This window comes from uncultured Sphingopyxis sp., from assembly GCF_900078365.1.
Lineage (GTDB): Bacteria > Pseudomonadota > Alphaproteobacteria > Sphingomonadales > Sphingomonadaceae > Sphingopyxis.
In genome coordinates this window covers 733,857-758,575 of the sequence record NZ_LT598653.1, presented here as the reverse complement: position 1 = coordinate 758,575, position 24,719 = coordinate 733,857, and the positions used below count along the sequence as shown (strand labels likewise).

The 24,719-nt window shown below is 64.2% G+C and carries 24 protein-coding genes; 5 read left to right on the top strand and 19 right to left on the bottom strand.

Annotated elements, in window-relative coordinates; genetic code table 11:
• Positions 1-26: 26 nt before the first annotated feature.
• Positions 27-308: a glyoxalase gene (locus QZL87_RS03360; protein ID WP_295323736.1), complete on the bottom strand. Its 282-nt coding sequence runs from the start codon at positions 306-308 to the stop codon at positions 27-29.
• 216 nt (positions 309-524) lie between these two features.
• On the opposite strand from QZL87_RS03360, the gene QZL87_RS03355 reads away from it, so the two are divergent.
• From QZL87_RS03355 to QZL87_RS03345, 3 genes are all read left to right on the top strand, one after another.
• Positions 525-815, top strand: a complete 291-nt coding sequence (locus QZL87_RS03355) for a helix-turn-helix domain-containing protein (RefSeq protein ID WP_295323735.1) — start codon at positions 525-527, stop codon at positions 813-815.
• 543 nt (positions 816-1,358) lie between these two features.
• Positions 1,359-1,652: a hypothetical protein gene (locus QZL87_RS03350; protein WP_295323734.1), complete on the top strand. Its 294-nt coding sequence runs from the start codon at positions 1,359-1,361 to the stop codon at positions 1,650-1,652.
• A gap of 261 nt (positions 1,653-1,913) precedes the next feature.
• Positions 1,914-2,405, top strand: a complete 492-nt coding sequence (locus tag QZL87_RS03345) for a helix-turn-helix domain-containing protein (protein ID WP_295323731.1) — start codon at positions 1,914-1,916, stop codon at positions 2,403-2,405.
• Positions 2,406-2,550: 145 nt separating this feature from the next.
• Here QZL87_RS03345 and QZL87_RS03340 read toward each other — a convergent pair whose 3' ends face one another.
• On the bottom strand, positions 2,551-3,837 hold the full coding sequence (locus tag QZL87_RS03340) for a hypothetical protein (RefSeq protein ID WP_295323729.1): 1,287 nt from the start codon (positions 3,835-3,837) through the stop codon (positions 2,551-2,553).
• Between the two features lie 169 nt (positions 3,838-4,006).
• Positions 4,007-4,180 (bottom strand): ATP-binding domain-containing protein, encoded by a 174-nt coding sequence (locus QZL87_RS19230; RefSeq protein WP_362988516.1) that lies wholly within the window; start codon positions 4,178-4,180, stop codon positions 4,007-4,009.
• Positions 4,181-4,566: 386 nt separating this feature from the next.
• Here QZL87_RS19230 and QZL87_RS03335 point away from each other — a divergent pair, with 386 nt between their 5' ends.
• Positions 4,567-5,703, top strand: a complete 1,137-nt coding sequence (locus QZL87_RS03335) for an epoxide hydrolase (RefSeq protein ID WP_295323727.1) — start codon at positions 4,567-4,569, stop codon at positions 5,701-5,703.
• A gap of 435 nt (positions 5,704-6,138) precedes the next feature.
• Here the strand turns inward: QZL87_RS03335 and QZL87_RS03330 are convergent, their stop codons facing one another.
• The 7 genes from QZL87_RS03330 to QZL87_RS03300 form a co-directional block, all read right to left on the bottom strand.
• Positions 6,139-7,791 carry a GMC family oxidoreductase gene (locus QZL87_RS03330; protein WP_295323726.1) on the bottom strand — a complete coding sequence of 551 codons (1,653 nt, stop codon included), beginning with the start codon at positions 7,789-7,791 and terminating at the stop codon, positions 6,139-6,141.
• Positions 7,788-8,558 (bottom strand): anti-sigma factor, encoded by a 771-nt coding sequence (locus QZL87_RS03325; protein ID WP_295323725.1) that lies wholly within the window; start codon positions 8,556-8,558, stop codon positions 7,788-7,790. Before QZL87_RS03325 ends, QZL87_RS03330 begins: the two co-directional genes overlap by 4 nt.
• Positions 8,559-8,560: 2 nt before the next feature.
• Positions 8,561-9,088, bottom strand: coding sequence for a sigma-70 family RNA polymerase sigma factor (locus QZL87_RS03320; protein WP_295323722.1), 528 nt, complete (start codon positions 9,086-9,088; stop codon positions 8,561-8,563).
• Between the two features lie 543 nt (positions 9,089-9,631).
• Complete coding sequence (locus QZL87_RS03315) at positions 9,632-10,327, bottom strand: TetR/AcrR family transcriptional regulator (RefSeq protein WP_295323720.1); 696 nt, start codon at positions 10,325-10,327, stop codon at positions 9,632-9,634.
• A complete protein-coding gene (locus tag QZL87_RS03310; protein WP_295323717.1) occupies positions 10,324-11,763 on the bottom strand; it encodes an efflux transporter outer membrane subunit in 1,440 nt (479 codons plus the stop codon). The genes QZL87_RS03315 and QZL87_RS03310 overlap by 4 nt, the downstream gene beginning before the upstream one ends.
• Complete coding sequence (locus tag QZL87_RS03305) at positions 11,760-13,361, bottom strand: MFS transporter (RefSeq protein WP_295323715.1); 1,602 nt, start codon at positions 13,359-13,361, stop codon at positions 11,760-11,762. The genes QZL87_RS03310 and QZL87_RS03305 overlap by 4 nt, the downstream gene beginning before the upstream one ends.
• Positions 13,358-14,392, bottom strand: a complete 1,035-nt coding sequence (locus QZL87_RS03300) for an HlyD family secretion protein (RefSeq protein WP_295323712.1) — start codon at positions 14,390-14,392, stop codon at positions 13,358-13,360. The genes QZL87_RS03305 and QZL87_RS03300 overlap by 4 nt, the downstream gene beginning before the upstream one ends.
• A gap of 90 nt (positions 14,393-14,482) precedes the next feature.
• Between QZL87_RS03300 and QZL87_RS03295 the strand changes: the two genes are divergently transcribed.
• Entirely contained in the window at positions 14,483-15,106 is a 624-nt protein-coding gene (locus QZL87_RS03295) for a TetR/AcrR family transcriptional regulator (protein WP_066609328.1), read from the top strand.
• A 145-nt stretch (positions 15,107-15,251) separates the two neighbouring features.
• On the opposite strand, the gene leuD is transcribed toward QZL87_RS03295, so the two are convergent.
• From leuD to hmgA, 9 genes are all read right to left on the bottom strand, one after another.
• Complete coding sequence (gene leuD / locus QZL87_RS03290) at positions 15,252-15,860, bottom strand: 3-isopropylmalate dehydratase small subunit (RefSeq protein ID WP_295323709.1); 609 nt, start codon at positions 15,858-15,860, stop codon at positions 15,252-15,254.
• Complete coding sequence (leuC, locus tag QZL87_RS03285; protein ID WP_295327144.1) at positions 15,860-17,323, bottom strand: 3-isopropylmalate dehydratase large subunit; 1,464 nt, start codon at positions 17,321-17,323, stop codon at positions 15,860-15,862. Before leuC ends, leuD begins: the two co-directional genes overlap by 1 nt.
• 23 nt (positions 17,324-17,346) lie before the next feature.
• Positions 17,347-18,570, bottom strand: a complete 1,224-nt coding sequence (locus QZL87_RS03280) for an FAD-dependent oxidoreductase (RefSeq protein WP_295323706.1) — start codon at positions 18,568-18,570, stop codon at positions 17,347-17,349.
• A 4-nt stretch (positions 18,571-18,574) separates the two neighbouring features.
• Entirely contained in the window at positions 18,575-19,687 is a 1,113-nt protein-coding gene (locus tag QZL87_RS03275) for an S-(hydroxymethyl)glutathione dehydrogenase/class III alcohol dehydrogenase (protein WP_295323703.1), read from the bottom strand.
• Positions 19,688-19,717: 30 nt separating this feature from the next.
• Positions 19,718-20,842: an alpha/beta hydrolase gene (locus tag QZL87_RS03270; protein ID WP_295323700.1), complete on the bottom strand. Its 1,125-nt coding sequence runs from the start codon at positions 20,840-20,842 to the stop codon at positions 19,718-19,720.
• A gap of 128 nt (positions 20,843-20,970) precedes the next feature.
• Entirely contained in the window at positions 20,971-22,050 is a 1,080-nt protein-coding gene (locus tag QZL87_RS03265) for a mandelate racemase/muconate lactonizing enzyme family protein (RefSeq protein WP_295323698.1), read from the bottom strand.
• Positions 22,047-22,745: a glutathione S-transferase N-terminal domain-containing protein gene (locus QZL87_RS03260; RefSeq protein WP_295323696.1), complete on the bottom strand. Its 699-nt coding sequence runs from the start codon at positions 22,743-22,745 to the stop codon at positions 22,047-22,049. The genes QZL87_RS03265 and QZL87_RS03260 overlap by 4 nt, the downstream gene beginning before the upstream one ends.
• 8 nt (positions 22,746-22,753) lie before the next feature.
• Positions 22,754-23,356: a glutathione S-transferase family protein gene (locus tag QZL87_RS03255; protein WP_295323693.1), complete on the bottom strand. Its 603-nt coding sequence runs from the start codon at positions 23,354-23,356 to the stop codon at positions 22,754-22,756.
• Positions 23,353-24,645, bottom strand: coding sequence for a homogentisate 1,2-dioxygenase (gene hmgA, locus QZL87_RS03250; RefSeq protein WP_295327141.1), 1,293 nt, complete (start codon positions 24,643-24,645; stop codon positions 23,353-23,355). Before hmgA ends, QZL87_RS03255 begins: the two co-directional genes overlap by 4 nt.
• Between the last annotated feature and the right edge of the window lie 74 nt (positions 24,646-24,719).

The following is a 24,719-nucleotide window of genomic DNA, read 5'->3' as shown; positions in this document are numbered from 1 at the left end:
TCGCTCACCGCGAACTCGTAAGTGCCTCAGGGTTTCGCATTAGGGCTGCCCCTCTCGATAATGAGGTCGCGCACCCGATCCGCGATGGTATCGTCGACATAGAGATAGATACCGAACGGATTGTCCTCGATCCGTCTCGGCCAGCCTGACAAGTGCGCCAGGTGAAGACGCCAGCCACGCCCGTCGTCGAGAATGCGATAGTGACCATAGTCGCTCGCGACATCGAACCCGAGTCTGGCGTAAAAGGCTTCGCTTTCGTCGAGGTCGGTGGTCGGAACGATCGCGACGGCATGATGATCGGTTGGCATGGCTGGATTCCGCTATTTCCTGCTTCCGGTCTTGCGCAAATCGGGTGCGCTGGCGAGCGGGAAAGCGGCGCGACGAAGCCGTCGCGGACATTGATGCCAGATAGTCTGGGACACTCATGCCGACCGCCTGTCCCCTTTCAAGCATCTATGCCTTATACCCACGTCATGCAGGGGCGACTGCCCACTGATCCCCGTACTATGCGTACCAGAGCCGCAATGATCGACGCACTGGCAAGCCTGCTCGCGGAGCGGCGCTACGAGGCGATCCGGATTGCCGATATTCGCGAGCGCGCCGACATCGGCAAATCGACCTTCTATGAGCATTTCTGGAGCAAAGACGAACTGCTGCTCGCAGCGATCGAGCCGTGCTGCTCGCGCTGGCGACCACCGCCTCAGGCCGCGCGGCGCGGTCTATCACGGTACGCCACCGATGGGAACGGCGCGCAGTCGGAAGGGCCATATTCGGCTCGACCACGCCACTGGCGGAGTGCCGGCTCGCGCAGATGATCTTTCCGCATGCCCGAGGAGACGTGAGCACGAGCACGCCTCCACACGGGCGACCGGAGTGGCCGCCGCGCAGATCGGCATGTTGCGGAGCTGGCTCTCGGGCGAAGAAAGTACAATCGCCGCCGACATCGCTGCCGGAGACCATCCCCGGAGCGTGAGCAGGGAGAGGACGGGCGTCATGGAAACGGCGCGTACCCGCAGGGCCGCAGCATATGCGGAGGACAGACGGAACGGTGCTTTTTGGACGCGGAACGCGGGCCGCGAGGAGCCCGCACAGCGGGCGGGGAAAAGGCGCCGGGGTGGATGTTGCGCGCGGTTTCGCGCTCGTCCAGACGGCTCACTCCGGCACCGGGATGGTCGCCGACGGCGCAAGGAGGCGAGAAGCGGCTAAAGAATTTTTACCGAACGCTTCATCGAAATTGGCATGGCCAGACTCGTGCGGCCATAGCAAAGTGGAGCAGAAGACAGGCCGGATTCGCGGACGGGGCGGTCCGCTGTGTACGGATCATCGACCGTGGCGAGTGCGGATCAGGGGATATCGAAATGGACGGCAGGGCCGAGCTGTTGATTGCGAGCGAGCATGGCGATCTTTCGGATATCGCCGCGCGCAGCGCCGGAATCTGGATCGGGCTTTCGATCGACGATGCCGCGCATGCCGCGCTCCGCCGCGACGGGCTCGACCCCGCCGCACTGCGGCTGACGGGCCTCCATCCATTCGAATATGCTCCCGCTCCCGACGGCGGATTGCAGGTCGTCGCACATGCGAACGACAATGAGACCGCCGAGGCCTTGCTCGACCTCTTCCGCATCTATTTCCTGAGGCGGCTGCTCGCCTGACCGACACCCGTCGGTAGTGGACGATTGCCGACTGCCTCGGGCGGTACCCGTCGTCCGAGACAGCCGGGGGGCACGCCCGTCCGGCGGCGGGTTCGATTTTGGTTGCCGTGCGTTCAGGGAGTTCAAGGCGGTGTTCGGGGCCTTGTGGCGTAGCAATCGTCATCTCCCGACGAAATCACCTTAGACTGCGTTTCGTTTATTTCGAATGTTTCATTTATTTCGTTTATACCCTATATGGGTACGGCCCGAAGGAGAAGCGAAATGGCTGCACTTGCTGTCAATCTGGACGAGGTCCACGAACCGAGCCTCGACGAGATCGACGCGGCCCGCACGGCGGCGCGCCAGTTTTCGCGGCTCGATCATGGCGCCTCGGTGAGCTTTACCGCCGAGGCACCGGGCGATGCAAATGTCGAATCGGTCACGATCCCCGCGAATATTTTCCGCACGATCATCAAGATGCTCATCGAGGTGGGTAACGGGAATGCCGTCGCCGTCGTGCCGGTCAGCGCCGAACTCACGACGCAGCAGGCGGCCGATCTGCTCAACGTGTCGCGTCCCCATCTGATCAAGCTGCTGAATGAGGAGATCATCCCCTATCGGATGGTGGGAACGCACAGGAAATTGCTGGCGCGCGACGTCCTCAACTATCGCGAGAAGACGGTGATGGAGCGTCGCAAGGCCCTGACCCGCATGACCGAACTCGACGAGGAATATGACCTCATTGACGACGAATGCGTCGAGTCGAAGGACTGAAATGCTCGTCGGCCGCTACTCCGCCTTCCTCGAGGCCAATGTGCTCCATCCCGCTTTCCTGCGGGGCGCCTTGCTCTTTTTGCGGATGCCCGGCTGCTGCGGCCCGGCTGGTTGCACGGCGCGTGGTACGAAACAGCTGGTGTCATTAAAGGGACTTCGTAAACTCCTTGAACGATGAGGACACGACACCGAGATCGTCGGCGGCGTCCCTGATCTGCCGATGATCAAGGGTGGAACGGCCGCGGCCGTACGTCTGGTCGTTATCTTCGATACCGGTAAGAAGTTCCGTCATCGTGACGGACGTAAAATGAGCCAGCGCCGGCTCGATGAACCTGCCGAAACGGGAGTCCGCGGCGTCGTAAGTGCGGCTTCCCGTGTAGGTTTTGATGGCCAGGCGGACGGCCCCGTCCACCTGTCCTTCGCTGTTCGCATCGTCGAGCAAGGCCAGCCATAAATCATCGTCCAGCTTGGCCAGGTCACGATGATCTTCGGCGAGGAGCGCGTCGAGGTGCGCCGCCATGTCAGGGCTTTTGAAGCGGCCTCTCGCGCGGTTGTTTATGTCGGCTGCAAGCCGGCCTTCCACCAGAATCTGGGCCGCGGGATCGAGGAGGCCGAACAGCTCTCCATGGTCCGCCAAAAACGCGATAAGAGCGTCGAGCGGTTCCGGGTCCGGTCCGACATTGCTGAACACCGCCCGCTCGGCACCGATCATTGTCCGTACCGCCACCGGATCGCGATTGAACAATATAGCAAGCGCCTGTGCGTTGATCCCCCGGTTAGCTTCGGTATCGGCGTTATTGAGCCTGAAGCAGAATTTCCAAAGAACTCGGAATAGTTCGAGCTCGATCGCTAATGGCATGTTTGGCAGGTACCGCGCTTCGAGGTAGGCTTTCAGCTTCTCGCGCGAAATAAGTAAGGCCTTGTTCGTGGCGATATCATCGACGAGCGTATCGATAACCCGCTTCGAGAACAGGGCTGGTTTGAGCAGCACCGCTTCGAGCGCCATGCGAATCTGGGCCCGGACGTCCTCTTTCGTCGGTCGAAAGAGCAGGTCCGCCGCTGTCAGGACGGGGTGTGCCGACAGGTGGCGCAGTTTCTGGAGATTCTGGAGCTGCACGAACTCCGAGGTTTCAAGCATTTTGGTGCGCTTCGCGACCTCTTCGAGCAGGTAAATTTCCCAGTCTGGGCTGTTCGGGTTCGTAGCGCGTTTTTGCTCGACGTCCTGCAAGAGCTTGCCTGCGGCCGTGTCGTTGTAAAGATCCCGCAGTGTCTGCAGCTTGTATACGAGATCACACACGACAACCGTCCACAGCATGACCAAGCTGCTCCGGAAGCATTCGTTGGCGTATGACCGCGATACTTCCTCGAAGTAAGCGCGCGTGCGGGAATCGACGATACGGTCGGCCGCAAGATCGATGGAAAAGGAAGACATACAAGGGATCCAGGAATATCGTGGGGCTTAAACCGGTCGGCGTCGGGACCGGGTCTCTAGCGCAACCGGTTCGATTTCGCATCAGACAATAGCGGCGGTGCGGCTGCTACTCGCAAAGATCCCGCCCCGAATACTGGGGGCATGATGCCCCCTCTTCGACCGCTCGCCCCTACCCCGCCATTTTCAATATTCGGCGGCAGGCCTCGCGTGCGCCGCATGGGTAGGGGACGGATTTCGCCCGCGACATGCCGACATAGAGAGTCTCGCGGTCGGCCGCAGCGTTGCACGCGTCGTATGCCCAGAGAATAATGACGGAGCGTTCGAGACCCTTGAACCTCGCCACGGTCTCGACGGTCAGGCCGCCGGGGCCATAATCCTCGACGCGCCCGGAAGCGGCAGTCTGGCATGCGCACGTTCGCGAGCGGGTTCGGATTCGTTGCCGATTACGACGACATGCCTCGCAGTATCCGCCAACCCGGCTTTACTGTGGCCCCGGGACCCGCGTGACCGCGCGTCCAACGAAAGCGGCCTCGCCGGGCGCGAGCCCTGGAACGATAGGTGAGACCCTTTGCCAACTCCTTGGCACAGCAAAGCTTGGCCGAAAGTCCATGACGCATAATGCCCGGGGATAATGGCGAACGAGGCTAACCGCGATCATCTCTCGCGTTCGGCGCGGTGAGCAGAAGCCCGAGTTGCTGTTCCCGAGCGCTATTCGATTGGAGACGCGCGATGACCCCGTTCAAAGTCCAGGTTCCGCAGGACGCTATCGACGATCTGAAGGCGAGGCTCGATCGCGTTCGTTGGCCGGACCGCGAGATTGTTGGCGACAAGAGTCAGGGCGTCCAGCTTGGAACGGCGCGCCGATTGATCGACCATTGGCAGCACCGGCACGATTGGCGCCGCTTCGAGGAGCGGATCAACCGATATCCGCAGTTCCACATGGAGATCGACGGGCTGGAAATCCATTTCCTGCATGTCCGTTCGCCGCACGCGGGCGCCCTTCCCGTCATCCTGACGCACGGCTGGCCCGGTTCCGTCATAGAGTTTCTCGACGTTATCGGTCCATTGACCGACCCTGTCGCGCATGGCGGCAATGCAGCCGACGCGTTCGACGTCGTCATTCCATCGATCCCGGGGTACGGCTTCTCTCAGCGGCCAACGGATGCTGAATGGAATGCCGAACGAACCGCGCGCGCTTGGGGAGCCCTGATGCAAAGGCTCGGTTGCGAGCATTGGGTAGCGCAGGGCGGCGACTGGGGGTCGCTGATCACGCATCGCCTCGCACAGCTTCGCCCTGACGGTCTGGCAGCCGCGCACGTGAACCTGCCTCTCGTTATGCCGACAGTCGATCCGACGGACCCGACCCAAGAAGAGAGGCGCGCGCTCGCCAGCATGGCGAAATTCCAGAGCGACGGCGGCGCTTACGCAAATCTTCAAGGCACCCGGCCCCAGACGCTCGGCTACGGTCTTGCGGACTCTCCCGTGGCACAGGCGGCGTGGATGTTCGAAAAGATCGACGCGTGGTCGGGCAATGACGGCAGCGATGAACCGGCGCTGGGTTTCGACACCATTCTCGACGATATCTCGCTCTACTGGTTCACCAACACAGGCACCTCTTCAGCGCGCTATTATTGGGAGGTGTTTCGAACGGGCTTCGGCGGCTATTCTGCGGGCCGGATCGACCTCCCGATGGGAGCCACGATTTTCCCGGGTGAATTCTACCGCGCGCCGCGCGTCTGGGCGGAGCAAAACTGGGCCAACCTCTTCTACTGGAACGAAGCGGATCGCGGCGGACATTTCGCGGCTTGGGAGCAGCCGAAAATCTTTGTCGAAGAAGTGCGGAGTGCGTTTCGCCAGTTTCGCTAGGCAATTCAGTTGCGGGCCTGTTTCGTCGACGGGGCTGCTCCCTTTTCGCGAGTGACAATCATCGGGATAGCTTTGGCCGATGTATGGACCCGCTCAGCAAGATGGTCACCGGCAACGCCGGGAGACGAACGGCGGCCAAAGAAACTATAGCGAACGCTTCGCCGGAACGGGCAATGGCCAGACGCGCACGGCTATATCAAGGCGGAGCAGAAGACAGGCCGGATTCGCGGACGGGGCGGTCCGCGGTGAGTGCGCGGATGATCGCCTTTCATGGCGGCGGATCAGCCGAGGCGCAAGATCGCGACATGGGCGATCACCGCTCCAGGTATGAAAGCCGTTGTGGCGCGGTCGAGCAACGCCGTGATCATATAGGATCATGAAGATAGCTGGCCACTCGCCGACAGGAAACAATGCCCCGGTTCCACCCGCCATCGTTCAGGACGCTTTTCGCCCGAGCAAGACGTCGTCGTTCCAGGCGTAGGCCGCGTGAATATCGGACGCACGGCGGAGACGGACGAGCGCGGTCGAGATACGATCGGCAGTACGCAGCGCCAAAGCGGCAATCGTAAGGGTGGGATTTGCCCACCCAGCGGTGCTGAATGTCGATGAGCCCACGACATAGAGATTGTGCAGCCCGTGAACTCGTCCATCCGCATCCACAACGCCGGTGCGCGGACTGGCGGACATGCGGGTCGTGCCGATATGGTGATAGCCGCCGATCGGGTGCGACGAAATCAGCGGATCGCTTTGCCAGCGAGGCCCGTCGTCCGCCAGCCAGGCCGCCGGCTCGACGCGCCCGCTTCCGAGCCTGGTCAGCTCCACGCCAAGCGCGCCCACCAGTCCGCCCACGCTCCGTTTATCGAGCGCCGACAGCCGCCAGTCGAGCTTGACCCGCCGGACACCCAAGGCATCGACCTCGCCTCCCAAGGTGATGCGACTGTCGGGGTTCGGGGCTTGCTCGGCGCGAACCAGAAGCGCGATGTCGGCCAATCCCGCCTTGTGCAACAGCCAGGGGCGCGCCGGATCGATGTGCCGCTGCGCCCAGTTCGCCGCCTTCTTCGTCGCCATCCAAAGCGCTCGCCCGCGCCTGGTCGGTTCGATATCGTGTTTGAGGCTCCCGTAAACGCGCATGCCGACGAACTGCGTGGCGCGGGCGGGCTGGCGCGCGACGATCGTCAACGAGCTGTTCAGCAGGCCTTCGCGGCGTTGAACCGCAGCGGCGGGCGTGATCAGCGCCGCCACATCCTGCCCGTCGATGCGATGGCGCCGGGCAAAGGATTTGAGGAGGTTCCAGCTATCACCGCCGACGATGCGGCCGCCGCGCGCATGCGGATGTTCCATGAAGTAACGACCGACCTGATCATATTGGTTGCCGATGTCGGAGGCGAGGAGAAGACGGGCATTCTCTATTCCGCCCGCCGCGAGCACAACGACATCGGCGGAAACGATCAGCCGTCCGCCTTTCAGCGAACGCGCCTCTAGACGCTGCACCGCGCCCGCGCGCCGCTCGATGCCCGTAACGCTTGCATGGCAGATGACCTGGCAGCGCGGATGCGATATTATGTCGTCACAGGCATCGAAGGTGAAACGGTTGAAGCGCGGATCGAAAGTCCAGATGGGCGTGTTGAGCATCTGATCGCTGAAGTGCGGAACAGGCACGCCATGCGAACGCAGGTCGGCGATATTGTAACGCCGATCCGGCAGCCCGAACATCGGGCGTGCCTCGGCGTAGTAAGGAGCCAGATCGCTCCAGCCGATCGGCCAACCCGAGTGGGGTACCCAGTCGCGACGCTCGAGATCAATCGGATCGAGTTCGGCGCAGCGCCCACCCCAGATCGCCGTCGTGCCGCCGAAGAAGCGCATTCGCGCGTCGTGGAGCGGATAATAATCCTCGCCGATATTGGCACCGGCGTTGAGGTCGGCGGTCGCCGCCTCGAAATCCTTGCCCCCGCTTTCGAGCAGTAGCACCTCGTGTCCCGCGGCAAGGAGGCGGCGCGTCAGCGCGATCCCCGCCGCTCCGGCGCCGACCACACAAATCTCCGTCTGGCGCCGGATCGCACCGTCGATATCGTCAAGGTCGAGCATCATCGCGCATCCTGATTGTCCGCAAGATCGGACGCGGCGGGTGCGAGGAAGTCGGCGGGGCCTCCCATCAGCACATAGACCGTCCCCTCGCGCGCCCAATAGGCGATATCATCGCCCTTCACATTTGCCATCACGGGCACTCCCGGAAGGCCTTCGCTGGCGCGCGCCGCGAACAAGGACAACTGCCTTTCCGGCCCGGCATCGATAACGATCTGCAAGCTCGGTCCGTAATCGGAGGGGAACAGCTGGACATCCTCCACACGCCATCCGCGCGGCATCTCGGGAACCGCGATATGCGTAGCGTTCCTCACGTCGGCGGGATCGAAGTTCGGTATTTCGACTTGGGACGACATCCGCGACCGGACCATGGCGGTTCGGTGCGACATCAGCGCTTCTTCGACAAACTCGGGCACCGCTGCCTTGGCCGGCGTCACGACATGCCAGTCCTGCCAATAGGGCGCGCTGCCGAGCGCCGCCGCGATCAGGAGCGCCGCCGTCAGTGCGGCGCGGCCGAACCGCCGCCGTGCGCCGCCGCGTCTCAAGGAGGTGGCCAGCTGCTCGGCTGACCGGCCAATCCGATCGGGGACCGGCGCGGCGGGCGCGAATGCAAGTGCCCGCATGGCATCGCGGGTGCGAAGGTCGGCAAGGACGCGCGCAGCGACATCGGGATTACGGACAAGATAGTCGGCGACCTCGAGGCGTCCCACGGGGTCGAGTTGATCGTCGACATAGGCCTGAAGTTCGAACTCGCTGATGCAAGGCTTGTCCATATCTAATCCTTGACGATGCGAAGCTTCGGTGTGGCAGGCGCGCCGATTTCGCCATCGTCCAGTTCGCGTAACCGGGTCCTGGCGCGCGAGATGCGCGAGATCAGCGTGCCGATCGGAATGCTCAGCGCCGAAGCGGCTTCCTGATAGGAAAGCCCTTCGCACACGACGAGATGCAGCGCCGCGCGCTGGTCATCGCTGAGTTCGAGCAGCGATTTTTCCACCTCGGACAGGCGAAGACGGGTTTCCTGCTCGGACGGTGGCGTCTCGGCGGGTAGTGCCGCCATGGCCGCGAGATGTCGATCCCGAACGCCGCGTTGCCTCACATCGCTCACGAAACGGTTATGCAATATTGAAAAGAGCCAGGTCCGCAGCGAGCGTTCGGGCCGATATTGGTCGGCGTGCGCATAGGCGAGCACGAGCGCGTCGTGGACGAGATCCTCCGCCGCGCTATCGTCACGTAGCAGCGAACGCGCGTATCGGAGCAACGCCGGCACATGCTTTGTCACCTGGTTGTCGGGAATACGGGTCATCGAAAAATATACGCGGGGCGGCGCGAATTAATCCGCTCGCCGTTCGAATTTCGCGGACCGTTTTCAAAACAGGCCCTTGTCGATTGGAAAGATGCGGCGTTTTCATGCCGATGATCGGCAGGGCAAGGTCCGCACGTCAATTTTCCTGCCATTTTTGTCCGCCTTCCGAGAGAACCAGCGAAGCGGCCCAAGCACGATGATTTCGGCCGAAGGGCGACAGGTCGCATCGCATTTTCGCGGTGCGCGCCGCCTGAGCCGTTGTGGGCCCGATGACATTAGGAGGCGCGCGTCCCTGTGCGCTATCACACGAAGGTATGGCCGACCCTGAACCGCGGTATCGGAGGCATTTTCCTTGAGTGAAGGCGCGCCGCCGACGCGATTGACTGGCACGCCTTTCACCGCCGACTTTTGAGGAAACGGCGTTGATCCGCCGCGCCCCGCCGTCACCAAATTGCCGCTGCCGTGGAACGACCTAGTGGGATCGGAGGCGGGCAGGTTGGAATCGGCGGACCGCCATCCCTGAAGAGACGTCCCCGGGACGGACTAAGGGGCGCGGCCCTGCGCGCCGACGACCGCCCGCACCGCGGCACGGTCATCTCGTTGCATTTCGCTCTCGTCCCCATCTTCAGGGGCAAATAGCGTCTTCAGCGCATCGATCACGAAGCCAGCCTGCGTCGAGGGCGCCGCGCCGATGGCGTCGACGGGCAAGAACAGCCGGTGCGGGTCAAGCCCGAGGCAGATCGCTATCACCAAGCGTGCGGCGCGGCGCGGATCACCGCGGCGAAACGCCCCTGCCCGCATATGCAGGGCAAAGAATTCTGCAAGGCGTGCTTCGACAACGCCGACGAGGCGGTCGTAGAGCAGGTCACCGACCGCGATCCGGTCGGCCTCGGCCGCGACTTGCCGCTGGAGCTTCAGCGCCGCCGACGACGAGATAGCCGCAACGAATGTATCGACAAAAGCCGCCAGAATCTCGAACGCTTCTCCCGCGCGGTCGAGCACGGCCAATGTGTCGGCATGAAAGTTACGGCTGTCGGCATCGACGAACGCGGCGAACAGCGACGCCTTCGAATCGAAATGGTTCCACAAAGCCGATTTCGACCCGCGAACCTCGGCCGCGATCGCCGACATCGTCGCCGCGCCATAGCCGTGCGCCAGAAAGTGCCGCCGCGCGACCTCCAGGATGCGGCGCCGCTGCGCCTCGCGGCGATCGACGGCCAGTTTTGCCGCACGAGTCATCGCGGCGAGCCCTTGCCCTCGGTCGCTTCCCATCCGCCGCCGAGCGCCTTGTAAAGCGCGGCGAGCTGCTGAAGCCGGCCCGACTTCGCCTGGATATGGAAGCGGTCGGCGGCGCTATAGGCGATCTGCGCCTGGAGCAACGCCGTCAGATCCTCCTCGCCCGCACGGTAACGGCGGCGCGCGAGCTCGACCGCTTCGGCGGCGGCGGTTTGCGCCGCGGCGCGTTCGGCGGCGACAAAGCCGGCCGCCGCAAAGCGGTTGATACTCGTCTCGCTGTCGGCGAGCGCGGCGAGCACCGCGCGTTCGTAGCGCGCGCTCGCGGCGTCGGCACGTGCATCGGCGGCACGAATCTGGGCGCGGATGCGCCCGCCCGAGAAGATCGGCCAGCGTAGCGACGGCCCGACCTGGAAGCGCAAGCTGCTGTCCGAGGGGAGGTCACCGGGCCGGCGCGCCTGCAGCCCGATGCCGCCGATCAGCGAAAGGCGCGGGAAAAGCTCGGCGGTCGCGACGCCGATGTCGGCGGTCGACGCGGCAAGGTCGCGCTCGGCGAGACGAACGTCGGGGCGGCGGCGGAGCAGGTCCGAGCGCAGCCCTGCGGCGACATCGAAATCGGCCGCAGGCATCGGCGCGGGCTGCCGCAGCCGTGCGTGCAGCGCCTCGGGCGGCTGGCCGACGAGAAGAGCGAGGCGGAAGGCGGCGGCCGCCTCGTCGCCTTCATAAGCGGGGATCGCCGCCGCCGTCGAGCGCGCCTGTGTTTCGGCGCGCAGGTAATCGACGCGCGACGCTGCGCCGACGCGCAGCCGGTCGCCGACGAGCCGTGCGATGCCGGCCTGCGCCTCGGCATCGGCGACAGCGTTGCTCCGCAGCGCCTGCGCGGTCCGCAGATCGATATAGGCGCGCACGACCTCGGCGATTACCTGGAGGATCACCCCGCGCCGCGCTTCCTCGGCGGCTTCGGCGCGCGCCTCGCTGCTCTCGATCGCGCGCCGCGTGCCGCCCCACAGGTCGATCTCCCATGACGCGTCAAAACCGACGTCGTAGATCGCGAGGTTGCGGCCGAGGCCGGGAACCTTGCCGACGGGGAGCTGGCCATTCTCGCTCAGCCGGCTTTGCGTCGCGATCGCCGACACGCCGGCCTGCGGCAGTTCGCGCCCGTACACCGCATCGCGGTTGGCGCGCGCCTCGCGCAGCCGCGCGCCGGCTTCCTCGATATCCTTGTTGTCCGCAATCGCCGCATCGACCAGTTCGGCGAGCAAGGGATCGTCGAACCGCTGCCACCACATACCGTCGACCGCCTCGCTGCTGACCGGGCTCACCCAGGCCTCACTCAGCTGCGTTTCGGGGGGGCGGTAATTGGGGCCGACGGTGGTGCAGCCGGCGAGCGCGGCGGCAAGCAGCGCGGTCGGGGCCGTGCGGGTGCGGATGGACTGGGTCATGATGCAGCCTCTGCTGGAGCGGATTTCCCCATCGTCTTCGCAAGGAGAATCTTGATTGCGACGATGCACGGCGCGCCGACAACGAAGAGCAGCGCGACGAGGTTGAAGGCGGTGTCGAAGGCGATCACGGCGCCCTGCCCGCCCACCGCGCGGCCAACCATCGCGGTCGCGCTTTTCGCCGCCGCGCTCGCATCCACCCCGCGCGCGACGAGCAGGTTCGTGGTCGCCGCGATGCGCTCTGCGAGCGCGGGCGAGCCGGAGGTGATCGCGGCGCCCAGCATCGTCTGGTTGTGGACGAGGCCATGGTCGATCGAGGTCTGGAGCGCCGCGACCCCGATCAGCCCGCCGAGCTGGCGGCCGATGTTGAAGATGCCGATGCCGTAGGCGACGCTCGCCGCGGGCAATTTGGTGAATGCGATCAAGGTGATCGACAGGAAGAGGAACCCGAGCCCGAGCCCGCGGAGCAGGATCGCGGGCATCATGTCGGCGGCGCCGCTCTGGGCGTTGGACCCCGACAGCATCCACATCGCGATCATGATAGACAATATCCCGAGCGGCACCGTCGCGACCGGTGGCAGTCCGCGCGCTTGCATCAGCCATGCCGACAACAGCAGGGTCGCGAGGAAACAGGCGCCGCTCGGCAGCAGCAGCGCGCCCGCCTCGGTCGGGGTGAAGCCGAGCACCGAGAGAGCGAAGGCGGGGATGACGAAGGCACTGCCGAACAGCGCCGCGCCGGCGACGAAGCTTACGAAAAAAGCGAATACGAAGTCTTCCGTACGGAACACCGACAGGTCGAACAATCCTGAGGCGCCCGCGCGCAGTTGGCGGGCGGCTACGAACGCCAGACCGGCAATTGCAATCCCGATCAGCCAGGTGATACGCGGTGCCTCGAGCCAATCCCAGCGGCTGCCCTGCGTCAGCACATAGGTCGCCGCGAGCAGCGCCGCGCCGAGAGCGAGCAGCCCGACGAGGTCGAGGCGGCGCGGCGGCGCGGGGCGCTTCGGCGTGTCGCCAGCGAGGATCAGCAGCCCCGCCGCGCCGAGCGACAGCGGCACCACCGCCGCGAAAATCCAGCTCCAGTCGCGCTGGTCGACCAGCCAGCCCTCGAACAGGGGTGCGGCGGTCGCGGGCGCGACGACCGAGCCCATCGCGAACAGCGCCTGCAGGACCGGCTGACGCGCCGCGGGCCAGGTCCAGAACAGGATCGCCTGCCCCGCGACGAGCAAGGTCGCGCCCGACAGCCCTTGCACCGCGCGGAGGACGACGAGAAGGTCTAGGCCGGTGACGGCGGCAGCGAGCGCTGAGGCCGCGCCCATGACCAGCGTCGCGGCGAGCAGCACGCGGCGCGGATCGACACGCGTCAGCAGCCACGGCGCGAAGGCGAAACCGATCAGCTTGAACGCGGTATAGCCGACGTCGAGCCCGGCGAATTCGTCGGGGGTCGCCGCTGTGTCGCCGATGATGTCGGCGCGGCCGAGCGCAAGGATCGTACTCGCGAGCGCCTCGGTCAGGCAGGCGAGCAATATGCCGGCGACGAGCAGCCAGCCCGGCGGCGTCGCTCCGGCGCGCACTTCAGCCGGAACGGGCGCCGCGGTCATGTCCGGCGGCCGTGCAGGACCTCGACCCGCGCCGAAAGCCCGGGCACGAGCCGCCCCATGAGCGGGTTGGTCCGCAGACGAATTTTGACCGGAACGCGCTGGACGACGCGCACGAAATTGCCGGTCGCATTGTCGGCGGGAATCAGCGCGAAGGCCGATCCGCTGCCCGGTGCGAGGCTATCGACAAAGCCCTCGATCGCGACGTCGGGATAGCCATCGACGCGGATTCGCACCGCCTGGCCGGGGCGGATATATTCGAGCTGCGTCTCCTTGAAATTGGCGACAACATAAAGATCGGCGACTGGCACGATGTCGAGCAGCGCCGCGCCCGGCGAGACGAGGCGTCCGACGCGGACCTGGCGATTGCCGACGACGCCCGCGATCGGCGCGCGCACCACCGTATTGTCGAGGTCGATCTGCGCAAGATCGCGCGCCGCTTCGGCCTGCGCGAGCGCAGCGAGTGCTGCGGCATGCTGCGCGCCGAGCAGCTCGACCCGCTGGCGCTGCGCATCGAGCGTGGCCTCCGAGGCGGCAACCCCTGCTGCGGCACGCGCGTGCCCCGAGTCGCTTTCGTCGACCTGCGCCTGGCTCACCGCGCCGCCGCCGACCAGCGCCAAACGCCGGTCGCTGGTCTTGCGCGCGAGCGCGAGGTCCGCCGACGCCGCGCGGCGCTGCGCGGCAGCCTGCCGCACCAATATATGCTGGAGTGCGATATCTTCGCGGCTGCTCGCGACGCGCGCGCGCGCCGCCTGCACATTGGCCTGGGCTTGCGCGAGCTTGGCGCGATAGTCCCGGTCGTCGATGCGGAACAAGATGTCGCCCCCCCGCACCGCCTGATTATCCTTCACCTCGACCGCGACGACATAGCCCGCGACCTTGGGCGCGAGCGAGGTCACGTCGCCGCGCACATAGGCATTGTCGGTCTCCGCCGCCTCGTCGCCCGCCGCCAATATCCAGAGGAGCAGGGCGACGAGAACCGCCGCCGCGATCAGCAGCAATCCGGTCTTCTTGCGTTTGGTCAGGGTCGCCATGATCGCCTCCGGTAATGGACGTTACCATTGACCCTTACGGTAATGATCATTACCAGTCAATCTATCCAGAAGTAGTGGGGAGTATCTGTTGTGAATGAGGCGGCAGCCGGAAACCGGGGCAAGGTGGGGCGCGACGCCTTACTAGAGGCCGCCGCGGCAATCTTTTTCGAGCAGGGCTATGCCGCGACGCGCATCGACGACATCATCGAACGCGCGGGCGGATCGAAGCGCAATATCTATGACCAGTTCGGCAACAAGGAGGGGCTGTTCACCGCGATCGTGTCCGACCATGCCGGGCGCGCGCTCGCGGCGTTGTCGCTGGACGATCCGGGACCCGGCGGGCTCCGGCCGATGCTGCTCGCCTTCGGCCGCCAGCTGATCGACATCTCGCTGTCGCCCGCGCTGCTCGGCGTCTATCGCATCGCGACAACCGAGTATGCGCGCTTTCCGGATCTGGTGCGGCGCTTCTACGATCTCGGCCCGGGTCTCGCGAGCGCGACGCTTGCGAAGGTGCTTGCTGCTGCCGAGGCGCGCGGCGAGATCGGCTCGTGCGACGCACAGGCGGCCGGCGACCATTTCGTCGGAATGATCCGCGGCAATCTCCACCTCCAGGTGCTGCTGGGATTGCGCGCTGCGCCAACCGAAGTCGAACGGACCGCACTTGTCTCCTCCGCGGTCGACATATTCCTGACCGGACTCGGCCACCGACGCTGACCGGGAATTCTCTCATTCTTCGGACCAGCGTGCGGGGCTTAGGTTTACAGGTTCAAAACCTAAGCACCCAAGCATCCGACACCGGAAAGACGAGCTGCCCGTCAAGCCATTATAATATAGAAACATATTGGATATGGATTTGAGCTCAGTTTGTCAGCCAGGACCTCATCACGGCATCCGAACGCTCATACCGGGATATTTCTGCTTCGAACTGCAGCGTCTCTCCGATGGAATCCAGCCCTTTCAACATTTTATTCTTGAGCGCCGGGTCAATCTGGAAAAAATATTTCGCCGCCGAAGGAAGAGAAACGGATTGGGCGACGAGATCAACGGCAATGACAGAGGCGGATTCCTGCGCAATTCGTATGAGTTCCTGCACTTCGTCGAATTTGAGGACAACCGGCAGCAATCCGTTTTGAAAGCAGTTGGCATAGAAGATATCGGCAAAGCTCGTCGATATGACGCAGCGAATCCCAAAATCCATAAGCGCCCATGGCGCGTGCTCACGGCTTGAGCCACAGCCGAAATTGTCTCCCGCAACCAATATGCCCGCCCCCGCATATTCGGGGCGATTCAAGACGAACTCGGGCCTCTCCTTTCCATCTTCGTCGAACCGGAACTGGTAAAACAGCCCCTCGCCCAGCCCCTCGCGCGTAACCGTCGTCAAATAACGTGCCGGGATGATCTGGTCGGTGTCGATATTGGCATTGGGCAGCGCGACGATCTTGCTTTCCAGACAGGAAAAAGCCTTCATTAGAGGTACTCCCGGAAATCGACGATCGAGCCGGCGAGCGCGGCGGCGGCGGCCATGACAGGACTGGCAAGATGTGTCCGTCCCCCCGGCCCTTGCCGCCCTTCGAAATTGCGGTTGGATGTCGAGAGGCAACGCTGGCCTGGCAAGAGTTTGTCCGGATTCATGCCCAGGCACATCGAACAACCGGGTTCGCGCCATTCGAACCCCGCCGCCTTGAATATCTTGTCGAGCCCCTCCTGTTCGGCGCGCGCGCGAATAAGGCCGGAACCGGGGACAACCATGGCGCGGACCCTGGGCGCGACGTGCCGCCCCGAATGCAAAATTCCGGCGGCGGCGCGCAGGTCTTCGATACGGCTGTTCGTGCACGAGCCGATAAACACGACATCGATCTTGACGCCGGCGATAGGCTGACCGGCCTCAAGGCCCATATATTCGAGCGCCCGTTCGGCCGAAGACCGCTTATCGGGGCTGGCGAACTCGGCGGGTGCCGGGACGGTCGCAGTAACCGGAATGACATCTTCCGGGCTTGTCCCCCAGGTAATCAACGGAGGGATTTCGGCTGCGTCGATTTCCAGTTCGCGATCCCAATGCGCGCCCTCGTCGGAAAAAAGCGTTTTCCAATATTGCAGCGCGGCGTCCCATGCCGCGCCGCTCGGAGCCGCAGGTCGACCTTCGAGATAGGCGAAGGTGACATCGTCGGGCGCGATTATTCCGGCGCGGGCACCAGCTTCGATCGTCATGTTACAAAGCGTCATGCGTCCCGCCATCGAAAGGGCGCTAACCGCGGAACCGCAATATTCGATGACGTGGCCGGTACCGCCGCCGGTCCCGATTCTGGAAATAACCGCCAGCGCAAATTCCTTCGCGCCGATTCCCGGGCCGGGTTCTCCCTCGATGCGCACACGAAAATTCCTGGCCTTTTTAAGCCGGAGCGTCTGGGTTGCCAGGACATGCTCCACCTGAGACGTGCCGATGCCCATCGCCAAAGCGCCGAACGCTCCGTGGGTCGATGTGTGCGAATCGCCGCAGACGATTGTCATCCCCGGCTGCGTACGCCCCTGCTCCGGCCCGACGACGTGCACGATGCCATTGCGGACGTCGCCCATCGGAAAAAACTCGATGCCATTGGAGCGCGTGTTCTTTTCCAGCACCTCCATCTGCAACCGTGCAGCGGGATCCGCCACGCCCGCAAGACCGAGCGACTGTCCTTCGGTCGGCGTATTGTGATCCGCGATTGCCAGACTGCGATCGGGTCGACGGACCTTCAAATTTCGCTGTTCGAGCGCAGAAAATGCTTGCGCCGTCGTGATCTCGGTCAGGAGATGAAAATCGATATAGAGGATCGTTTCACCATTATGCTCAGTGACATTGTGCGTGTCCCATATCTTGTCGTGAAGGGTCCTCGCCCGCGCTGGCGATGAAGATTTGCCTGTCTGGGGCGTTTCCTGTGCAGATCGTGTCATCGCGATGTCCCCTGTGCTCCGGTTCATGAAAGGACCATGTCCTTGAGTGGCTTGCTCGCGTCGGCGAGCTGTTCGGCGCCCGCGCGAAGGCCTGCGGTGACGATCATGCGGCCCTGGACATAATCCTTGGTCGCATTGACGCAGTCGATCGCGATCACCTTGCCCGCCTTGAGGTAGACGACCGAGAAGCTGCGGTTCGCGGGATCGCCGCGCAGCACCGCCTGATCGTGGCCGGTGGAAAGGCCCGCGGTCTGGAGCTTCAGATCATATTGGTTCGACCAGAACCACGGGATCGCATGATAGGGCGCCTCATCGCCGACGATGCCCTTGGCGACGACATTCGCCTGATCATTGGCGTTCTGGACCGACTCGAGCCGGATCTCGGCGCCCTCGGCGAAGTCGTTCACATGCGATGCGCAGTCGCCGATCGCATAGATGTCGGGCAGGCTCGTCTTGCAGAGCCGATCGACGCGCACGCCGTTGGCGCAGTCCGCCCCCGCTGCGATCAGCGGCTCGACGGCGGGGACGATGCCGATGCCGACGATGACGAGATCGGCGGGGATGAGCTCGCCATCGGCGAGCCGCACGCCGGTGACATGCGTGTCGCCCTCGATCGCGTCAACGCACACACCGAGCCTGAGGTCGACGCCGTGGTCGCGATGCTCCTTCTCGTAGAAGCGCGACAAATCCTCGCCCGCGACGCGCGCGAGCACGCGGTCCTGGGCCTCCAGCAGCACGACCTTCTTGCCCGCCTTGTTCAGCACCGCCGCGGCTTCGAGCCCGATATAGCCGCCGCCGATCACGACGATCTGCCTTGCGGTCTGCGACGCGGCCTTCATCGCATCGGCATCGGCGCGGGTACGCACCCCCTGCACGCCGGGAAGGTTCCCGCCCGGGATCGGAAGCACGCGCGGTTGCCCGCCGGTGGCCCAGACGAGCTTGCCATAGCCGATCGTCCCGCCGCCGTCGGTGGTAACCGTGTGCGTTCCGGGATCGACCGACACGACGCGCCGGCCGAGCAGCATCGTCACCTCGCGCTCGTCCCAATATCTGGCGGGACGGAGCTGTATGCGCTCGAATTCCTTCTCGCCCGCGAAATACTCCTTCGACAAGGGCGGGCGCTCATAGGGAAGCTCGGGCTCTTCGCCGATGATCACGATGCTGCCTGCGAACTTTTGCGTGCGCAGCATCACCGCCACCTGCGCGCCGCCATGCCCGGCGCCCACGATCACTACGTCGAACCGCATCCCCCTAAAACACCACGACACTGCGGATGCTTGTCCCCGCGTGCATCAGGTCGAAACCCTTGTTGATGTCTTCCAGCCCCATGACGTGGGTGATCATCGGGTCGATCTCGATCTTGCCCTGCATATACATGTCGACGATCTTCGGCACGTCGGTGCGCCCCTTCGCGCCGCCGAACGCGGTGCCGCGCCAGTTGCGTCCGGTGACGAGCTGGAACGGCCGCGTCGCGATTTCCTTGCCAGCCTCGGCGACGCCGATGATGATCGAGGTGCCCCAGCCGCGGTGACAGGCTTCCAGCGCCGTGCGCATCACGTCGGTATTGCCCGTCGCGTCGAAGGTGTAATCGGCGCCGCCGTCGGTCATCTGGACGATCGCCGCGACGACATCCTCGCGGCTCATGCCCTTCGAATTGAGGAACTCGGTCATGCCGAACTTGCAGCCCCATTCCTCGCGCGCGGGATTGATGTCGACGCCGATGATCCGGTTCGCACCCGCAAGCCGTGCGCCCTGGATCACGTTGAGGCCGATGCCGCCGAGGCCGAAGACGACGACATTGTCGCCGACCTGCACCTTCGCGGTGTTGATCACCGCGCCGACGCCGGTGGTGACGCCGCAGCCGATGTAGCAGCTCGACTGGAACGGCGCATCCTCGCGGATTTTCGCGACCGCGATCTCGGGCAGCACGGTGAAATTCGAGAAGGTCGAGCAGCCCATATAGTGGAAGATCGGCTGGCCCTTGTATGAAAAGCGCGTCGTGCCGTCGGGCATCAGCCCCTTTCCTTGGGTGGCGCGGATCGCGGTGCAGAGGTTGGTCTTGCCCGACAGGCAGCTTTTGCACTGGCGGCATTCGGGGGTGTAGAGCGGGATGACATGGTCGCCCGGCGTCACGCTGGTCACCCCCGCGCCGACCTCGCGCACGATCCCTGCGCCCTCATGCCCCAGCACGCTCGGGAAGATGCCCTCGCTGTCGAAACCGTCGAGCGTATAGGCATCGGTGTGGCAGATGCCCGTCGCCATGATCTCGACCAGCACCTCGCCCGCCTTCGGGCCTTCAAGGTCGAGTTCGACGATTTCGAGCGGCTTCTTCGCTTCGAAGGCAACGGCGGCACGGGTCTTCATGGGATGCTCCGAAAGTTGATATTGAGCCACCTAGGCGGAAAAGGCGGCCGCCAGCATGTCTGCCGCCTCTCGAAGATGCTCGGGCCGCTTCAGATAATGATCGGCATCATCGATCGCATGAAAGGAGGATGTCGCATTCCCCCGACTCTCGATCGCTTCGCGCCAGATCCTCGTGGTGCTCGGAAAGGTCGAGGCATCGCCGCCAAGTTCTATATATTGCACCGGTATGCTGGTTCGCATGACGTTGGTCGGGCCATCGGCGTTCGAGCATCCGGCCCATTGACTGAGGAAAGCTGTGAGCGACGTGTAGCGCCCGATCGCATTCGCCGCATAATTAACGTCCCGCGCGTTTCCCCAAATGCCACCGGCATGACGACCATTGGGATCGAGGGAAAGATCCATGAAACGTGGATCGGCAAATGTCCGGTGAACGACAAAGGCCTCGTCCGCGGATGGATTATTGATCCGTAGGAGCCCGAGACGAGCCTTTGCCCATGCCTCGATCCGGTCGCGCCGCGCGGATTGTGCCGAGCGATAGCGTTCGAGGAATTCGTCGGAATAGGGCGGACCGTTCACCGCATCATACATGTCCAGCGACGGATCGCGGCTCGCCGCATCGCTCTCGTCGGTGAGCGACGGGTCGATCCAGTCTTGCAAAAGGCGCGACCGGCCGAGATGGGCGGCGATCAGCGACAGGCTGTCAGCTGGCGGCAGATCGCCCGCCGACAGCGACACGGCATCGCCCGCGGGCGTCTCGACGATTGTCAGCTTCTCCGCTTGCGCCTGATAGAAGCATGCGAGCGCCGCGCCGCCGGAAAATCCGACAAGATGAACCTGTTCGTAGCCGCGCTCGCGCAGCCAACGAACACCCGCGCCAATGTCCTGGATCGCCTTTTCCATGATCAGCGTCGCGTCGTTATTCATGAAGCGCGTGTTGAGACCAAGCGCTGCAATACCCCGCTCGGCCAGTGGGGAAAGAAGCGGGTGCCCCAGGAAGTTATTCGTCGGATGCGCGATCAACGCCGCCACTCCGGTCGGCGCATCGGGCTCGACCAGCGCACCCAATATCCGGGGCTTCATGCGGGTGATGCCCGACTGGGTTTCGGACATGCCGACAGCCGGAATATCGATCTCGACGATCGTCCTACGCGGCATGGCGCGCCTCCGGTCGCGATGGCATCATGGGGGCAATCCTCTCTCTTTCTGTGACGGCTGGACTATGCCGAACGGACGTGCGCGCCTGTCCTCCACGATGAGGACGCGCGCCCGATTGCGGCAAAGGTTCAACCGGATCTCCGGAATTCTTCGATCGCATGGCCCGTGGGATGAAGGCCGTGTCCCGGCCGGGCCGTCGCACGCATCCGTCCGCCCCGGACCTCCGGCCAGCCATCGAACAATGGCTCGATCAGGGGAAATTCCTCGAGCATGGTCAGCGCGGGGCAAGCCGACGCCAGTTGGACGAACAGTCCCGGCAGGAAATGCGGCGACACCTTCACCCCGAACAATTCGGCTGCGCGCGCGGCACGCAGGCACGGGGTCAGCCCGCCCATCATCGCCAGGTCGGGCTGGAACAGCGAGAGCAGGCGCTCCTTCAAAACGGGGAGCAGCAGCAGGTCGTCCTGAAAATGCTCTCCGCCCGCGATCGCCAGCGTCAACGCGCGGGCAAGCCGGCGCAGACCGTCGAGATCGCTCGCGGACAGCGGTTCTTCCAGATAGTCGAGCCCCGATCGGACCGCGTCGCGCGCCAGCGCCATCGCCTGCGGCAGATCGAGTTTTTCATTGGCATCGCCAAGCAACAGCGCATCGGGCCCGATCGCCGCGCGCACCCGTTGCAGGAGCAAAAGATCGGCGGATCGGCCCGCCAGCCGCGGCTTGACCCCGCAATAGCCGGCGGCGATCGCCGCCTTCGCAAGTTCGGCTGCCTCTTCGGGGTCTTGCCCCGGCGAAAAGCCGGAAGAAGCATAGACCGGACGATCCACTTCGCCGCCCCCCAACAAGGCGGCGATGGACCGGCCGTGCACCTTGCCCCACAAATCCCACAGCGCGACATCGATTGCGGCCAGACCGACGAGGTTGGGACCCCCGCCCGTGCGATTGAACCCGGCGACGGCGCGGCGCCACGCCGCCTCGGGATGCGGGACCGGCTTGCCGACAAGCACCGCCACAGCGTCGCGTGCCGCCGCAAGGCTGGCCCCGCGATGGCCGCGCAGGACATAGCTGAATCCCCAGGCTTCCAGTCCGTCGTTCGTCTCGACGCGGGCCAGAATGACCTCGACCCCCGTAATCCCCGAACCGCCGCGCGCGCCACCCAGATCGAGGTACACGCATCCCGCTTGCGCACCGGTGACGTGCGCCGACGTCATCGGTTGCCGGCGAACTGGCCGCTACCGAACAACAGATCGTGCGATCCGTCGTGGGCGATAATCCCGCGCCGCTCCGCATCCGAAAGCGGGAGCAGGCCGGCGATCACCGCGGGCCGCGCAATGATCGTTTCGTACCAGCATTGCACATGGGGATAGGTCGCGAGATCGACCCCATGCCGCTCGTGCCGGCGCACCCATGGGAAGCAGGCGATATCGGCAATGCCATATTCGCCGGCCAGAAAGGGCGTCTGCGCCAGACGCGCGTCCATCACGCGATAAAGCCGCGCGACCTCGGCCGTGTATCGCTCTACCGCGTAAGGGATATCCTCCTTCGCATAGTGCCGGAAATGATGCGCCTGCCCGGCCATCGGTCCAAGGCCGCCCATCTGGAACATCAGCCATTCCATGACGGCGATGCGATCGCGGTCCGTCGACGGCAGAAACCGTCCGGTTTTTCGCGCCAGATAGAACAGGATGGCCCCCGATTCGAAAACCGATATCGGCCGGCCGTCGGGGCCGTCGGGATCGACGATCGCCGGGATCTTGTTGTTCGGACTGATCGCCAGAAAGGCCGGATCGAACTGTTCCCCCTTGCCGATATCGACCGGCACGACCCGGTAAGGCAGCCCGACCTCTTCGAGCATGATCGAAATCTTGTATCCGTTGGGCGTTGCCCACATGAACAGGTCGATCATCGGCGTCCTCACGGCATGGTCGCGCGAAGCGACGGGCGACCGCGGACCTTGCCATACCAGTCCGCGAGTGCCGGACGGCCGGCGAAACTGTCATGATAGACGTCGCGAAACGCGATCCATTCGATCGCGCAGACGAGCGCGAGCTGGCCGATGTTGAACGGGCCGGACAGAAGCCCGCCGTCGTTCTCGATCGCATCGAGCGCAGCGACCAGTTTGCCGCGATGCGCATCGACCCAGTCGGGCCAGCGTATGGCTTCGGGACGCAGCCCTTCGAGCCGGCAGGCGATCCCCGCCTCGATGATCCCGTCGGCAAGCGCGTGCAGCGTCAGCGCCGTCCACCGCATATCGTCGCGCGGAAACAATATGCCGCTGCCGATGCTGTCGAAATATTCAGCAATCACCGCGGAATCGACGATCCGCCGGCCGTCGCCGAGCTGAAGAACCGGAACCTTGCCGAGCGGATTCTCGCGCGACAGCTCCGGAATATGATTGGTAGGGACCGTCATCTGCGTGATTTCGACGGCCTCGACATCCCGTTCGACGCCGGCCTCCGCCGCCGCAGCACGCGCCTTGCGGGCGAACGGGGATGCGGAAGTATAAAATAATTTCATCGTCTGTTCTCCCCGTCAGGAACCCGGCCGCGCGCAAAGCCCTGCCAACACGCATCATAGTCTTTCTGAAGAAGCTCGGTCTCGAGCGCCCATCGGGTCGGGCGGATGACGTGCCGGCTCTCGAGCATGAAGGCGAGCGTGTCCTTGACCTTGTGGGGCGCCAGTTCGGCGACCGTTGCCTTTTCGACGCTTTCGCGGTCGGGGCCATGTGCTGTCATGCAATTGTGCAGGCTGGCACCGCCCGGATCGAAGCCCTTGGCCTTCGCATCGTGGACGCCCTGGATCAGCCCCATGAACTCGCTCATCACATTGCGGTGGAACCACGGTGGCCTGAACGTGTCCTCCGCGACCATCCAGCGCGGCGGAAAGATGACGAAATCGCAATTGGCCGTCCCGGGCGATTCCGACGGACTGGTAAGGACCGTATAAATCGACGGATCGGGATGGTCGAAACTGACCGTATTTATCGCGTTGAAACGGCGCAGATCATAACGATACGGTGCCAGATTGCCGTGCCAGCCGACGACATCGAAGGGCGAATGGCCGATTGTCGCCGACCAGAGCCGGCCCTGGAATTTCTGCACATGCAGATGCGGCTCCTCGCGGTCCTCGAACCAGGCGACCGGCGTTTCGAAATCGCGCAGGTTCGCGAGGCCCGCGGTCCCGATCGGTCCCAATTCGGGCAGCCGGAACATCTCGCCGTAATTCTCGCAAATATAGCCTCGCGCGACTCTATCCAGCAGTTCGACCTTGAATTTCAGCCCGCGCGGGATGAGCCCTATCTGCAGAGGTTCGAGCGTGAAGCGGCCTTGCTCGGTGGTGACGATCATCCGCCCCTGCTGCGGTATGATCAGCAGTTCTCCGTCGGAAGAGGAGAATATCTTTTTCTCCATCGAGACGTTGGCCGCATACATATGGATGCCAACGCCGGCTCCGTTCGCGATATCGCCGTTGCCGCCGAAGGTGACGATGCCGTCGACGAAATCGGTCGGAACGTCCGGAACGGGGAAGCTGTCCCAGCGCAAGCGATCGGGCGGAAGGTCGAGGTTGGGGAAAGGCGCGGTGTGGATTCCCTGCCCGCCGGCATAGGCCTCGAAACGTCCATGCTGAGCCGACGGCATCAGGCGGTAGAGCCAGACACGCCGATTTTCCGCTCGCCGGACGGTGAAGGCGCTGCCCGATATGACCTCGACATGAAGTCCGAATCTGGTGCGTTGCGGACTGTTCCGTCCGACGGGAAGCACCCCCGCCACCGCTTCGGTCGAGACGTAATTCCCGAACCCGGGCATCATGGCGCCATTCTGAATGGCCGGGCCGGTCGCGCTCGCGCCGGTTTCGATTTCTGCAGTTTCCATCGCTCTTC

What these genes read in the sequence shown, in the direction of transcription:
- QZL87_RS03345 (WP_295323731.1), top strand. Translation starts at nt 1,914, where the DNA reads ATGGCTGCACTTGCTGTCAATCTGGACGAGGTCCACGAACCGAGCCTC.
- QZL87_RS03355 (WP_295323735.1), top strand. Translation starts at nt 525, where the DNA reads ATGATCGACGCACTGGCAAGCCTGCTCGCGGAGCGGCGCTACGAGGCG.
- leuC (WP_295327144.1), bottom strand. Translation starts at nt 17,323, where the DNA reads ATGACACGATCTGCACAGGAAACGCCCCAGACAGGCAAATCTTCATCG.
- QZL87_RS03310 (WP_295323717.1), bottom strand. Translation starts at nt 11,763, where the DNA reads ATGACCCAGTCCATCCGCACCCGCACGGCCCCGACCGCGCTGCTTGCC.
- QZL87_RS03325 (WP_295323725.1), bottom strand. Translation starts at nt 8,558, where the DNA reads ATGGACAAGCCTTGCATCAGCGAGTTCGAACTTCAGGCCTATGTCGAC.
- QZL87_RS03360 (WP_295323736.1), bottom strand. Translation starts at nt 308, where the DNA reads ATGCCAACCGATCATCATGCCGTCGCGATCGTTCCGACCACCGACCTC.
- hmgA (WP_295327141.1), bottom strand. Translation starts at nt 24,645, where the DNA reads ATGCCCGGGTTCGGGAATTACGTCTCGACCGAAGCGGTGGCGGGGGTG.
- QZL87_RS03315 (WP_295323720.1), bottom strand. Translation starts at nt 10,327, where the DNA reads ATGACTCGTGCGGCAAAACTGGCCGTCGATCGCCGCGAGGCGCAGCGG.
- QZL87_RS03300 (WP_295323712.1), bottom strand. Translation starts at nt 14,392, where the DNA reads ATGGCGACCCTGACCAAACGCAAGAAGACCGGATTGCTGCTGATCGCG.
- QZL87_RS03330 (WP_295323726.1), bottom strand. Translation starts at nt 7,791, where the DNA reads ATGATGCTCGACCTTGACGATATCGACGGTGCGATCCGGCGCCAGACG.
- QZL87_RS03270 (WP_295323700.1), bottom strand. Translation starts at nt 20,842, where the DNA reads ATGCCGCGTAGGACGATCGTCGAGATCGATATTCCGGCTGTCGGCATG.
- QZL87_RS03340 (WP_295323729.1), bottom strand. Translation starts at nt 3,837, where the DNA reads ATGTCTTCCTTTTCCATCGATCTTGCGGCCGACCGTATCGTCGATTCC.
- leuD (WP_295323709.1), bottom strand. Translation starts at nt 15,860, where the DNA reads ATGAAGGCTTTTTCCTGTCTGGAAAGCAAGATCGTCGCGCTGCCCAAT.
- QZL87_RS03260 (WP_295323696.1), bottom strand. Translation starts at nt 22,745, where the DNA reads ATGATCGACCTGTTCATGTGGGCAACGCCCAACGGATACAAGATTTCG.
- QZL87_RS03275 (WP_295323703.1), bottom strand. Translation starts at nt 19,687, where the DNA reads ATGAAGACCCGTGCCGCCGTTGCCTTCGAAGCGAAGAAGCCGCTCGAA.
- QZL87_RS03280 (WP_295323706.1), bottom strand. Translation starts at nt 18,570, where the DNA reads ATGCGGTTCGACGTAGTGATCGTGGGCGCCGGGCATGGCGGCGCGCAG.
- QZL87_RS03350 (WP_295323734.1), top strand. Translation starts at nt 1,359, where the DNA reads ATGGACGGCAGGGCCGAGCTGTTGATTGCGAGCGAGCATGGCGATCTT.
- QZL87_RS03335 (WP_295323727.1), top strand. Translation starts at nt 4,567, where the DNA reads ATGACCCCGTTCAAAGTCCAGGTTCCGCAGGACGCTATCGACGATCTG.
- QZL87_RS03255 (WP_295323693.1), bottom strand. Translation starts at nt 23,356, where the DNA reads ATGAAATTATTTTATACTTCCGCATCCCCGTTCGCCCGCAAGGCGCGT.
- QZL87_RS03305 (WP_295323715.1), bottom strand. Translation starts at nt 13,361, where the DNA reads ATGACCGCGGCGCCCGTTCCGGCTGAAGTGCGCGCCGGAGCGACGCCG.
- QZL87_RS03320 (WP_295323722.1), bottom strand. Translation starts at nt 9,088, where the DNA reads ATGACCCGTATTCCCGACAACCAGGTGACAAAGCATGTGCCGGCGTTG.
- QZL87_RS03265 (WP_295323698.1), bottom strand. Translation starts at nt 22,050, where the DNA reads ATGACGTCGGCGCACGTCACCGGTGCGCAAGCGGGATGCGTGTACCTC.